The 12,776-nt window shown below is 40.5% G+C and carries 10 protein-coding genes; 3 read left to right on the top strand and 7 right to left on the bottom strand.

What is annotated here, in order from left to right:
• Positions 1–22: 22 nt before the first annotated feature.
• Complete coding sequence (locus AB2N10_RS02545) at positions 23–811, top strand: class I SAM-dependent methyltransferase (RefSeq protein ID WP_354624990.1); 789 nt, start codon at positions 23–25, stop codon at positions 809–811.
• A gap of 16 nt (positions 812–827) precedes the next feature.
• Here the strand turns inward: AB2N10_RS02545 and AB2N10_RS02540 are convergent, their stop codons facing one another.
• A complete protein-coding gene (locus AB2N10_RS02540; RefSeq protein WP_354624988.1) occupies positions 828–1,124 on the bottom strand; it encodes a DUF1244 domain-containing protein in 297 nt (98 codons plus the stop codon).
• A gap of 235 nt (positions 1,125–1,359) precedes the next feature.
• Between AB2N10_RS02540 and AB2N10_RS02535 the strand changes: the two genes are divergently transcribed.
• A complete protein-coding gene (locus tag AB2N10_RS02535) occupies positions 1,360–2,244 on the top strand; it encodes a chemotaxis protein (RefSeq protein WP_369434262.1) in 885 nt (294 codons plus the stop codon).
• A gap of 54 nt (positions 2,245–2,298) precedes the next feature.
• Here AB2N10_RS02535 and AB2N10_RS02530 read toward each other — a convergent pair whose 3' ends face one another.
• From AB2N10_RS02530 to guaB, 6 genes are all read right to left on the bottom strand, one after another.
• Positions 2,299–3,132 carry a S1-like domain-containing RNA-binding protein gene (locus tag AB2N10_RS02530; protein ID WP_354624986.1) on the bottom strand — a complete coding sequence of 278 codons (834 nt, stop codon included), beginning with the start codon at positions 3,130–3,132 and terminating at the stop codon, positions 2,299–2,301.
• A gap of 47 nt (positions 3,133–3,179) precedes the next feature.
• Positions 3,180–3,626, bottom strand: coding sequence for a hotdog fold thioesterase (locus AB2N10_RS02525; protein WP_354624985.1), 447 nt, complete (start codon positions 3,624–3,626; stop codon positions 3,180–3,182).
• A 17-nt stretch (positions 3,627–3,643) separates the two neighbouring features.
• Positions 3,644–6,688, bottom strand: a complete 3,045-nt coding sequence (locus AB2N10_RS02520; protein ID WP_369434261.1) for an FAD-binding and (Fe-S)-binding domain-containing protein — start codon at positions 6,686–6,688, stop codon at positions 3,644–3,646.
• Between the two features lie 380 nt (positions 6,689–7,068).
• The gene (locus AB2N10_RS02515; RefSeq protein ID WP_354624983.1) at positions 7,069–7,503 is read right to left on the bottom strand and encodes a GNAT family N-acetyltransferase; all 435 of its coding nucleotides are present in this window, start codon (positions 7,501–7,503) and stop codon (positions 7,069–7,071) included.
• Between the two features lie 299 nt (positions 7,504–7,802).
• Positions 7,803–9,383, bottom strand: coding sequence for a glutamine-hydrolyzing GMP synthase (gene guaA, locus AB2N10_RS02510; RefSeq protein ID WP_354624982.1), 1,581 nt, complete (start codon positions 9,381–9,383; stop codon positions 7,803–7,805).
• A gap of 126 nt (positions 9,384–9,509) precedes the next feature.
• Positions 9,510–10,976, bottom strand: coding sequence for an IMP dehydrogenase (gene guaB, locus AB2N10_RS02505; RefSeq protein WP_354624981.1), 1,467 nt, complete (start codon positions 10,974–10,976; stop codon positions 9,510–9,512).
• 176 nt (positions 10,977–11,152) lie between these two features.
• Between guaB and xseA the strand changes: the two genes are divergently transcribed.
• Positions 11,153–12,487 (top strand): exodeoxyribonuclease VII large subunit, encoded by a 1,335-nt coding sequence (gene xseA / locus AB2N10_RS02500; RefSeq protein ID WP_354624980.1) that lies wholly within the window; start codon positions 11,153–11,155, stop codon positions 12,485–12,487.
• Positions 12,488–12,776: the final 289 nt, after the last annotated feature.

Below are 12,776 nucleotides of genomic sequence, written 5' to 3'. Positions count from 1 at the left end.
TTATTGTTTAGAGTATTACCGCATGATCCTTGAAAAAAACTGGCGTATTTTAACCATTGGCGATGGTGATTTATCATTTTCCAATGCATTGCAAACAACCTATGGACCTGCAACGCTAACAGCCACGGTTTATGATTCTCTAGAAGCGATGCGTGATAAATATGATGACCTATTTTATCAACAACTCACAGAAAATAAGATTCAAGTATTATTTGAATTTGACGTTACCGCCCCTAAAACGTGGCAGGGGTTAACAAAACATAGCTTTGATCTGGTCATATTTCAATTTCCATTACTACCTGGATTCAAATCCTTAGAAGAGTATAAAGCACGCTGTAATGGCATTAATGTTAATACCTTAAATAGAGCTTTATTACGCAGTTTTTTAGTACATTCTTTTGCACATTTTCTTGATCCCAAAGGTCAACAGCTCTGTTTTATAACCTCTAAAGATGTCAATCCATACCGCCAGTGGAATATAGAAAATGCCTTACATATTGATACCGATATTCACTATCTCGGGTCAAGCCCCTTTAATATAGATAATTTCCCAAATTACAGAGTGCGTAACGTAGATCGTGATAAACATGTCAAGGATACAAGAGGGATCACCTATGCATGGAGTCTACACAAAAATCATTCACTCGCTAAACAGCTAACGCCGGCAATGTATCAACTAAATAATTGTTGCTCTATGTGTCAAGTCGGCCCATTTATTAATGAGGTTGACCGAAACAAACATAATAATTCAGTGAAACATAAAAAGATGGTCGAATTTGAAAAACTATGGGCAATAAAGTTATCGGAGTAACTTCCCTGCCCAGTACTTATTTTTTCGCCTGTAACGCATGGAAAACCGCCATTTGCTCTTCGCTGGCGGGTTGTTGATGCTTCTCTTTCCATTGCTCATAAGGCATACCGTAAACATGTTCTCTGGCCTGCTCATAATCAAGGGAAAGGTCAGACAATTTAGCCTCTTCAACCATCCATTTGGATAAACAATTGCGACAAAATCCGGCCAAATTCATTAACTCAATATTTTGTACATCCTTGCGACTATCTAGGTGTTTTAATAGTTGTCGAAATGCAGCCGCTTCAATTTTAATTTGTTCTTCACTAGTCATGCTTATTCCTTTTTATCATAATTATTAACTATCATAGCTTGAAGCCCTGAATATTCTCAGAAAAATTTATACAATTGTTATATAGCCATGTTACCTCAAGATGCTTTGTCTGACATATTGAAGTATCATGGATATAGGGTACTAGGTGTTAAACATTGTCTCACTTGCAAAGTAAAACGACTTTACAAAAGTTATTTATCATTTGTCAGTGTTAGCTTTTAATAGGAAATTATTTATGCAGTTAAAATCCAGCCAATCTCAAGGATTATTACTTTTCAAATTATCCGCGTTACAAAGCTTCGCACTAGGCACGCTAAAAATACAAGAAATAATCCCTTTTCAACCATTAACTCAACTTCCCAATGCACAAGCTGATGTCATTGGAGCAGCGAGTTTCCGTGGCATGACACTTTCGGTGATTGATATTGCTGCCGCGGTGGGGTTCCCTGCAATCCCAATTGAAGAAAGAAAAGATTGTGTGATCATTATTACCGATTGTAGCCGTATGAAAGTCGGTTTTTTAGTACGTAAAATAGAGCGAATTATCGAATGTAATTGGCGAGACATCGCTCCACCACCAGCATCATTAGGCAATAGAAGTTATATCACTGGAATCACTCATTTTGAAAACAAACTCATACAATTATTAGATGTTGAGTTATTGCTTTCGCAGGTTTTTCCGAGTCAAGATGAAAAAAATGTCACAATCAATGGTATGCAAAAAGGCTTTTTACAAAATAAAAATATCCTTTTGGTGGATGACTCCGCTGTCGCTCGTAAACAGCTTGAACAGGCATTAACTAATATTGATGTGCCCTTTAAAGTCTGTACCAACGGGATGGATGCATTGGAGATCATAAAAAAACTCGCAAAGACAACCAATGCCATTGATATTCTAGTGAGTGATATTGAGATGCCCGGATTAGATGGCTATGAGTTAACCTTTGAAGTCCGCAGTATGGCTGATATTCCGCAACCCTATATTATTTTACACTCCTCTCTATCGAGTAAAATGAGTGTATCTCAGGCAACACAAGTGGGAGCCAATGAGGCTCTCACTAAATTTGCAGCACAGGCGTTGGTAGATGCCATGTTAAGGGCCAATAGTGATAACAAATAGCCTTTACTATTCATTTAAAAGGCTCTCTTGAGCCTTTTATTGCAGTTTAACCTACTACTCTTTTAAGCGAATACCCTTTTCTTCAATATCAATCAAATGACTGCGATATAGCTGACCAATCGATTTTTTGAAATTACCCTTACTCATTTTTAATATTTTAGCAATTTGCTCAGGGGAGCTTTTATCGGAAAGTTGTAAGAAACCTTGGTGTACCTTCATTGTTTGCAGAATTCGTTCCGCCAATGCATCAACCTTCGCATAACCCACCTTTGTCAGACCAACATCAATTTTTCCATCTTCACGGATCTGTTTGATATAACCAACGCATTTTTTACCAATGCCCATTTCACCAAAAACTTCACTTTCAAATAAAACTCCCCAGTGTTTATTGTTGATAATTGCTTTAAAACCTAAATCGGTTTTATCGGCAATCAACAACTCAACTCTCTCACCCACTTTATAGTTAACGGGCTCCTTATCTAAAAATCGATCTAATTTCGATGAAGCAACTAGCCGCTCACTAATATCGTCTTGATACACATAAACAATGTAACCAAAGCCCACTTTCATAGGAATTTTTTGTTGATTAAAAGGCACTAAAAGGTCTTTAGGTAAGCCCCAATCTAAAAAAGCCCCCGCTCTATTAGTATCAATCACCTTCAATGACGCAAACTGTCCGACTTCCGCTTTCGCTTTTTGGGTGGTAGCAATCAGTCTATCTTCTGAATCAAAATATAAAAAAACAGTGACTTTATCACCCACTTTCATTGCATCTGTAATATAGCGTTTAGGGAGTAATATTTCCCCTTCAGACCAACCATCTAAGTAAAAACCAAAATCAACACGCTTAATAATAGTCAGCTCGTTATAAGCACCTATTTTGACCATAAATTTCTCTTTATTTTAAATTTCAATTAATCATTCAGCGCTGATAATTAAACATCAGTCGCTAAATGCTGTTTCGGTTTATCTAGCACAGCCACCGTCAGGCGCGAACAACAGAGCAGTTGCGCCCTTTCATTAACAATTTCAATATCCCATACTTGTGTAGTACGTCCAATGCGTAGCGGGCGTGCAATTCCCGTAACAATGCCTTGCTTTGCACTACGTAAATGGCTTGCATTTACCTCTAAACCGACGCAAATTTTATTTTCTGATACGGTAAGATTAGCGGCCACACTGCCTAATGTTTCCGCTAACACCACGGAAGCGCCGCCATGTAACAAACCATGAGGTTGATGCGTTCTCGCATCAACGGGCATGGTTGCTTGTAAAAAATCATCGCCGATTTGCGTATAAAAAATCCCCAAATGGGCAATAATGGTATTTTCACTGAGCTTATTTAAACGCGCTAAATCGGTGTTTTTTTTCCAAATTGCCATAATGTTTTACCAACTTATTATAGAATAGACAATAAAGCTTGTACTGGATGTTTTAGCGTCTGCCCTTCTATGCGTTTTACTTGACTACGGCAAGAATACCCCGTTGCCAAACAACGACTGCGGTCACGCTTCGCTATCTCCCTTTCCCAACTCAAACTATAAATAGCTTTAGAATCGCTTAAATGCCCCGCATCATGACCATCGGTTCCCGCCATACCACAACAACCAACGGGCACATTCGTTAATGTTGCACCATAGTGTTTAAATATTTTAGCCCAATCACTGCTTGATGTCGGCTCAGCGGTCACTTCTGTACAATGACCAAATAGGAAAAACTGTTCATTGCTTTGAGGACGTTCGGCTTCGCCTAATCGAGGCAATAACCATTCTTGAAATAGATGCACGTTAAAGTCACCACGCTTATCTCCCAAGGCATGTTTATATTCATCACGGTAGCAGAGCACCATCGCAGGATCAGTACCGAGCATCGGAATATTTAATTGTGCCATTTGATTAAGAAAGGCAGCCGAGTCCTCTGCAGTTTTCGCAAACTGACTTAAAAAACCCTTAATATGCTGCGGCTTACCATTAGGTTTAAAGGGTAACAGTAACGGCTTATAACCTAGCTTTTTAATCGTTAATAATAGGTCTCGTACCACATCAGCATCATAATATGTGGTAAAAGGATCCTGTACGACTAATACGTAAGATTCACGTTCGGCGTCTGATAATACCTGTAATTTTTGTAAATCAAACTCACTAATATCATGTTGTTTAACGGACGACTTCAGTGTCGGTGAGGATAATAAAGGAATATCCACCATACCAACAAATTTCTCAGTTAGTGTCGCCGTCAATTTCATCTTCATAAAAAAGTTAAAGAAATTCGGCATTTTCCCCATCAAAGGTGCATAGGTTTCAACATAGGCAACAAAATAATCCTTTAACGGACGTAAATAACGGTTATGGTAAAGGTGCATAAAACGCGCACGGAAAGTCGGTACATCAACCTGAATAGGACACTGACTCGTACAAGCCTTACAGGCCAAACAGCCCTGCATAGCTTCCATCACTTCATGGGAGAAATCATATTCACCTTTACGTTTTGCGACTGTGTTGAAAAACTTTTTAAAGACAGTGGCATTTTTACCCGCGTAAAGATTGCTCTCCAATTGCAATACATCAATATCATTGTTAGCTAATTGACGCAGCCATTCACGCATCAAACCCGCTCGCCCTTTAGGTGAATGACGACGATCTTTAGTCACCTTCACCGACGGACACATCGGTGAACTGGTATCGTAATTAAAACATAAGCCATTACCGTTACAGTCGATACTCTCTTTAAAACTTTCACGCACTTTAATGGGAATTTGACGGTCGAAGGTGCCACGTTTTAGCGCATCAACACTTACCAATGATTCCATTGAATTAAGTGGAGTACAAATTTTACCCGGATTAACACGGTTATTTGGGTCAAATGCCGCTTTAATTTTACGCAGTTCAGTAAATAACTCTTCACCAAAAAACTCAGGGCCATACTCACTGCGAAAACCTTTACCATGCTCTCCCCACATCAACCCTTTATATTTTGCTGTTAAAGCCACCACCTTATCGGAAATATTGCGCATCATTTTTTCTTGTTCAGGATCGCACATATCTAAGGCGGGGCGAACATGCAACACCCCCGCATCAACATGACCAAACATACCGTAATGGAGATTATGTTCATCAAGCAGTTGACGAAACTCAATGATATAGGCCGCTAAGTTTTCTGGTGGCACACAGGTATCTTCGACAAAGGCAATCGGTTTTGCGCTGCCTGCTGTATTACCTAACAGCCCCACCGCTTTTTTACGCATGCCATAGATGCGATTAATATCAGCTAAATCATCACAGATTTGATAACCGATCACGCCATCTTCTTGATTTGCAATCAAGGCATCTAGTTTAGCGGCTAATGCGGCCACTTTTTGTGCCTGTATTTGTGCATCTTCTTCAACAAATTCAACGATATTTAAACCATCAACACACTTCCCAGGGACGTCAGCAATAAGCTCACTAACGCTGTGCCACACGATATCTAACTTCGCTAAATTCATCACCTTAGAATCAATTGTTTCCACGGATAACGCATTGGCATTAACCAAAAATGGCGCATGTTGTAATGCCGATTGGAAACTATCGTACTTAACATTAAAAAGCGTACGGTAAGTCGGAATTTTTTGAATGTGTAATTTAGCTTCGGTGATAAAAGCAAGCGATCCTTCCGCACCACACAAAATACGCGTTAAATCCACCGTGCCCGTTTCTGCATCATAAACGTGTTTTAGGTCATATCCCGTTAAAAAGCGATTTAATTTTGGAAAAGCATCGCTGATTTTCTGTTGCTTAGTAGCACAAGTTTCTAAAATTTGACGGTAAATTTTACCGATACTATCATCTCGCCCCCTCAGTTCAACTAGCTCGGCACCTTTAATAGGGGCGCTATTTAAGAGAGCCCCATCAACTAAAACAGACTGCAGCGCTAATACGTGATCACTGGTTTTACCATAAACTAAAGAGCCTTGCCCTGAAGCATCACAACTTACCATTCCGCCAATTGTCGCACGGTTACTGGTTGATAATTCAGGGGAAAAGAACAAGCCATAGGGACGCAAATAGGCATTGAGTTGATCTTTAACCACCCCAGTTTGTACACGTACCCAACCTTCTTTTTCATTTAATTCAAGAATATTGTTCATGTAACGGGATAAATCTAGAACAAGGTCATTGCTCAATGATTGTCCATTGGTCCCCGTACCACCACCGCGAGGTGAAAAACGAATATCAGCAAACTCATCTTGCTGTGCAAGCTGACAAATTTCGACAATATCCTGCGTAGATTTAGGGAAAAGAACCCCCTGCGGTAAGCACTGATAGACGCTATTATCCGTTGCAACAGCTAAACGACTCGCATAGCTTTTTTCAATATCGCCGCTGTAATCCGTGCGACTTAACGCTTCTAAGAAAGCAAAGTAATCTTTTTTAATATTTTCTTGATGGGTTAATTTGGGGATCATGTCTAAAGCACCCTAGTCCGTTATTGGTTTGTATATTTCAGATAAAAATAGTTGCGCATAATAGCACATATTTATCGCAGCTTGGGGAGAAAAAATCACCTCCCCATTAAGAAAAAGAGTGCCAAGATGCAAGATATAAAATTGAACTACCGTTATTCTACATAGCAATTTTACAACAAAGCTGATCAGGACGATTTACGGGGCCGCAGCGAGCAAACCAGTGCTGCGTAACACGCGAAAGGTGAGGAGCAACAACTTCATTAAAATTTTGATATGATCTATTTGCGCCCTTTATTAACAATACAGAAATGACCACGCTTAGTACGCCATTTTGAACATGTTTCACACTTCGCTGCCTAAGCCATCATCCTTGTTGTTATTCATGTTACCGGATCTCGATAAATATTGGGCTGCCAAATCTGCATTAGCATCTCAGGGTTTTCAATTTCCTTAAAACCAAACTGCGAATATAGCCCATGTGCATCACGTGTTGCGAGTACCATACGCCTTAGCCCTTGTAGCTCGTGATGTTCAATGATTGTTTTCAACAGCCACTTACTTAGCCCCTGCCCACGATAGGTTTCAAGGATAAAAACATCAGCAAGGTATGCAAATGTCGCTTTATCTGTAATTAACCGCGCAAAACCGACTTGTGCCCCCTGACTATCAAAGACAGCAAAGCAAAAAGAGTTAGCGATAGATTTTTTTAACGTCTCTTTAGGAATACCTATCGCCCAATAACTTTGAGAGATGAATTGATAAATAACCTCAAAATCCAACTCGTTATTATTTGTACTTATTCTAAATCCCTTCATTGTATCTTCCTAAGTTAACCTATCATGGAGATCTATACTTTTACTTTATCAAAGAACGGCCATGGATGAGTAATACCAACTCCGGTAAGTATGTGATCTAAATTTTGCGTAGGAAAAACAGCTTAATTCAAGGCGTAATTTGACGTAAATGGTTATTCCCTTTGCGAAAATTACAACGCAGCAGTAAGTTGTTTTAACCAGTAAAATAGATCAGCTATTTATCGGAATTGGTATAATGATATGAAAAGTAAAAAGGCGCAATAAGCGCCTTTATTCATCATTAATGGTGGTAAGTTACCCTATTCCCATTCAATGGTGGCAGGCGGTTTACCTGAAACATCATAAACAACGCGTGAAATACCATCAATTTCATTAATAATACGATTTGATACATGACCAATTAGTTCATAGGGTAGATGAGACCAACGAGCCGTCATAAAGTCTATCGTTTCCACACAACGTAAAGAGACAACCCAATCATATTTACGGCAGTCACCCATTACCCCAACCGAGCGCACAGGCAAAAAGACAACAAAAGCCTGACTTACCTTATGGTACAAATCGGCTTTGTGTAACTCTTCAATAAAAATAGCATCGGCACGGCGTAGTAGATCACAATACTCTTTCTTCACCTCACCTAATACGCGCACCCCTAAACCAGGCCCAGGGAATGGATGACGATAAAGCATATCGTAAGGCAAACCTAATTCTAAGCCGATTTTACGTACTTCGTCTTTAAACAACTCACGAAGCGGCTCAACCAGTCCCATTACCATATCATCGGGTAACCCCCCCACATTATGGTGAGATTTAATAACATGTGCTTTGCCATTTTTAGAAGCGGCAGATTCAATCACGTCAGGGTAAATCGTTCCCTGAGCCAACCACTTAGCATTTGCAAGTTTTTTAGATTCTTCATCGAAAATTTCAACAAAGACACGACCAATAATTTTACGTTTCGCTTCAGGCTCACTGACACCTGCCATTTGCTCAAGAAAACGATGTTCAGCATTAACATGAATGATGTTTAACCCGAAATGGTCGCCAAACATCTCCATTACCTGTTTGCCTTCATTTAAACGCAACAGGCCATTATCAACGAACACACAGGTCAGTTTATTACCAATCGCACGTTGCAGTAACATAGCAACCACGGAAGAATCAACACCGCCAGAAAGACCAAGAATAACTTCATCATCACCAATTTGCTCTTTCATACGAGCAACGGCATCATCAATAATCGAAGCCGGTGTCCATAGCGTTTCACAGCCACAAATATCAACAACAAAGTTACGCAACATACGTTCACCTTGGCGAGTATGTGTAACCTCGGGGTGAAATTGCACACCATAAAAATGCTTTTCTTCATTGGCAATGGCAGCGAACTGACATGTTGCCGTATTAGCGACAGCGACAAAATCAGAGGGAATAGCTGAGACTTTATCACCGTGGCTCATCCAAACATCTAATAATGCATTGCCACTTGGCGCTACCGCATCTTCAATCGACTTAAATAATTCACAGGCAGCTTGCACTTCAACTTGCGCGTAACCAAACTCCCCCTCACCTTCACCCTTGATAACCGCACCACCTAACTGTTGTGACATGGTTTGCATGCCGTAGCAAATGCCTAATACAGGGACTCCGGCCGTAAATACATATTCAGGCGCACGCGGTGAGCCTTGTTCAGTCACACTTTCAGGACCACCCGCTAAAATAATACCGTTAGGGCTAAATTCTTTGATATCTTCTTCGTTAACATCCCAGCTCCAAAGCTCACAGTACACTCCAATTTCACGAATACGACGGGCAATTAATTGTGTGTATTGAGAACCAAAATCTAATATTAGAATTCGCTGTTCATGAATGTTTTTGCTCATTGAAAAATCCTTGCATATAAAAGAACAAAAGACGTCAATACGCCTTTCAAAAATCATCTTAATTAAAGAGGTAAGCGGGTTAACCAATCCGGCACTGAATTGGTTAACTTATCTCGCAAACAATAATTAACCACCGGTGCGATAGTTTGGTGCTTCTTTGGTAATAGCAACATCGTGCACGTGGCTTTCACCCATACCAGCGCTAGTAATTTTTACAAACATCGCTTTGGTATTCATCTCTTTGATTGTTGCACAACCAGTCAATCCCATAGAAGAACGCACGCCACCCATTTGCTGATGGATTATTTCTTTTACTTTACCTTTATAAGGAACACGGCCTTCAATTCCTTCAGGTACTAATTTATCGGCTGCATTATCAGATTGGAAATAACGATCAGACGATCCTTGAGACATCGCTCCTAATGATCCCATTCCACGGTATGATTTATATGAACGGCCTTGGAATAAAATAATTTCACCAGGAGACTCTTCAGTACCCGCAAACATACTGCCCATCATTACACAGGATGCGCCTGCCGCTAAAGCTTTCGCTATATCACCAGAGAAACGAATACCGCCATCTGCAATGACAGGAATACCAGTACCTTCTAATGCGGCTACGGCATCAGAAATCGCGGTGATTTGTGGAACGCCTACACCTGTTACAATACGCGTAGTACAAATTGAACCAGGGCCAATTCCCACTTTTACGGCGCTACATCCAGCAGCAACTAACGCTTTAGCGCCTTCACCCGTTGCCACGTTACCACCAATAATTTGTAGATCTGGATAACTAGCACGAGTCGCTTTAATGCGATCTAATACACCCTGTGAGTGGCCATGTGATGAGTCGATCAGCAATACATCAACGCCCGCCTCAACTAATGCGTCGATACGCTCTTCATTGCCAGCTCCAGCGCCAACTGCCGCACCAACGCGTAAGCGACCAAATCCATCTTTACAAGCGTTTGGTTTGCGTTCTGCTTTACGGAAATCTTTAACCGTAATCATGCCTTGTAACTTAAAGTTATCATCGGTTAACAGTACTTTTTCAATACGTTTAGCATGCATTAATGCTTCAATTTCATCGCGTGGAGTGTCAGGTTTTGCAGTCACTAAATCAGCTTTTCCAGTCATTACTGCAGACACCGGCTTGCTCAAATCAGTTTCAAATAGTACATCTCGCCCCGTTATGATACCGACTAATTCACCCGTTGTTTCCACCACTGGATAACCTGCAAAGCCATTTTGCTCAGTGAGCTTTTTAATCTCTCCAAGTGTCGTTTCTGGTGAAACGGTAACGGGTTTATTAACCACACCACTTTCATGGATTTTAACTAAACGAACTTGTTCAGCCTGTTGCTCAATAGACATGTTTTTATGAATAAATCCCATGCCACCTTCCTGTGCCAAAGCAATCGCAAAACGCGCTTCAGTCACAGTATCCATCGCCGCAGAAACAACGGGAATATTCAAAGATATGGTTGCTGTTAGTTGGGTTTTTAAATCCGCGGTATTGGGTAGTACAGTCGAGTGACTTGGTACTAATAATACATCATCAAATGTTAATGCATCTTTGGCAATTCGTAGCATTGCAATATCTCACTTATAGTTGGGAGGATAGGTATAATATTGCGGATGGATTTTAATCGTTATGCGCGCTAACTACAATTAAAAAATCACTTGTAGACCATTTCTTTTTATCAAATTGAAAAAATGTTAACATCAGGGCTCATATTTCATTTATAAAACAGTGCTGATAAACGATAATGGCTTTACAAAATAAAAACATCTACAGTGTTAGCAGCCTCAATCGCGCGGCTAAAACCTTACTTGAATCTGGACTCGGCGTTATTTGGTTGTCTGGTGAAATATCTAACCTAACTATTGCTGTATCGGGGCATTGGTACTTTACCCTTAAAGATCATAATGCACAGGTACGTTGCGCGATGTTTAAGGGCAACAATCGCCATAGCGGCTTTACCCCAAAACATGGTCAACAGGTTTTAGTTCGCGCTAAATTGAGTCTCTACGAAGCGCGCGGCGAATACCAATTAATTATAGAGAGTATCGCTCCCGAAGGAGATGGTTTATTAAAACAGCAATTTGAACAACTAAAATGCCAATTAGCGGGTGAGGGATTATTTGCACAAAGCCACAAAAAGCCTTTACCACAAATAATTAAACGTATTGGCATTATCACTTCATCTACCGGTGCTGCTCTGCATGATATTCTCAGCGTATTACAACGACGTGATCCTCGCTTGCAGGTAATTATTTACCCCTCCTTAGTACAAGGCGCAAGCAGTGCACAATCGGTCGCAGCACAAATTCAACTCGCCAATGCACGTAATGAATGTGACCTGCTAATTGTTGGTCGTGGTGGCGGCTCTTTAGAAGATCTTTGGTGTTTTAATGAAGCCGTGGTTGCCTATGCCATTTATCATAGTGAATTACCCATTATCAGTGCGGTTGGCCACGAAATAGATGTCACTATCAGTGATTTTGTCGCCGATCTACGGGCGGCAACTCCCTCAGCAGCGGCAGAGTTGGTGAGTGACAATAAAGCCAATGTAGAAACACAACTACAAACCTTAGTTAACCGTTTAAAGCAAGCGATACAGGGGCAATTACAACGGCACCATCATCAACACAGTTTGCTGCAAGAAAAGCTTAGACAACAGGATCCCAAACATAAATTACAGCAACAAAATTTACAGCTTGATGAACTCTCTTTACGTCTTAGCCATGCGATGCAGCAAATATTAAATTCACACGAGCAACATCAACAACAATTACACAATAAATTACGTCACTTTAGCCCAGCACAAACAATTCGCATAGAAGGCCAAAAACAAGCCCAGTTATTAGCCAATTTACAACAAGCAATGCAGCATAAATTAAAAGAGTGTGAAATGGACCTGCACGGTACAATGGCAAAGTTACATGCCGTTAGCCCACTGGCGACCCTCGCTCGAGGCTATGCCATCGTCAAAGATAAAAATGGCAATGTAATAACCAATGCCGATAGCGTCAATGCGAAAGAAAAAATTTCAATTCGCTTGGATAAAGGCGAAATACGGGCACAAGTTCTAGCAGAATAATGTTACAAAGTATGCATGCGTTTATACCCATGTTAATTCAAGATGCAAAGTCAGCAAGGAAAAAGAGTGCCGAGATGCGAGGCATAAAATTGAACTATAGTTATTCTACATCGAGATTTTATAACAAAGCAGATAGGTGCTATTTTTCTTGCCCTACGGGGCGCTAGCTCGAAAACCAGCCCTGCGTTGTAACACTTGAAAAGTGAATAACAATTACCTCGTGTTACGTCTTGCTCTGGTATCCGAACTAGTGCCTGACAAAGCAGCTTGAGGTAACATGGGTATATAT

The organism is Psychromonas sp. MME1 (genome assembly GCF_041080865.1).
Taxonomy (GTDB): Bacteria; Pseudomonadota; Gammaproteobacteria; order Enterobacterales; family Psychromonadaceae; genus Psychromonas.
The sequence above is the reverse complement of the archived record's forward strand: the minus strand, read 5'-3'. Positions and strand labels throughout refer to the sequence as shown.

Coding starts and splice junctions, on each gene's coding strand:
- AB2N10_RS02530 (WP_354624986.1), bottom strand. CDS start 3,132: ATGGTCAAAATAGGTGCTTATAACGAGCTGACTATTATTAAGCGTGTT.
- AB2N10_RS02525 (WP_354624985.1), bottom strand. CDS start 3,626: ATGGCAATTTGGAAAAAAAACACCGATTTAGCGCGTTTAAATAAGCTC.
- AB2N10_RS02535 (WP_369434262.1), top strand. CDS start 1,360: ATGCAGTTAAAATCCAGCCAATCTCAAGGATTATTACTTTTCAAATTA.
- AB2N10_RS02540 (WP_354624988.1), bottom strand. CDS start 1,124: ATGACTAGTGAAGAACAAATTAAAATTGAAGCGGCTGCATTTCGACAA.
- xseA (WP_354624980.1), top strand. CDS start 11,153: ATGGCTTTACAAAATAAAAACATCTACAGTGTTAGCAGCCTCAATCGC.
- AB2N10_RS02515 (WP_354624983.1), bottom strand. CDS start 7,503: ATGAAGGGATTTAGAATAAGTACAAATAATAACGAGTTGGATTTTGAG.
- guaA (WP_354624982.1), bottom strand. CDS start 9,383: ATGAGCAAAAACATTCATGAACAGCGAATTCTAATATTAGATTTTGGT.
- AB2N10_RS02545 (WP_354624990.1), top strand. CDS start 23: ATGATCCTTGAAAAAAACTGGCGTATTTTAACCATTGGCGATGGTGAT.
- AB2N10_RS02520 (WP_369434261.1), bottom strand. CDS start 6,688: ATGATCCCCAAATTAACCCATCAAGAAAATATTAAAAAAGATTACTTT.
- guaB (WP_354624981.1), bottom strand. CDS start 10,976: ATGCTACGAATTGCCAAAGATGCATTAACATTTGATGATGTATTATTA.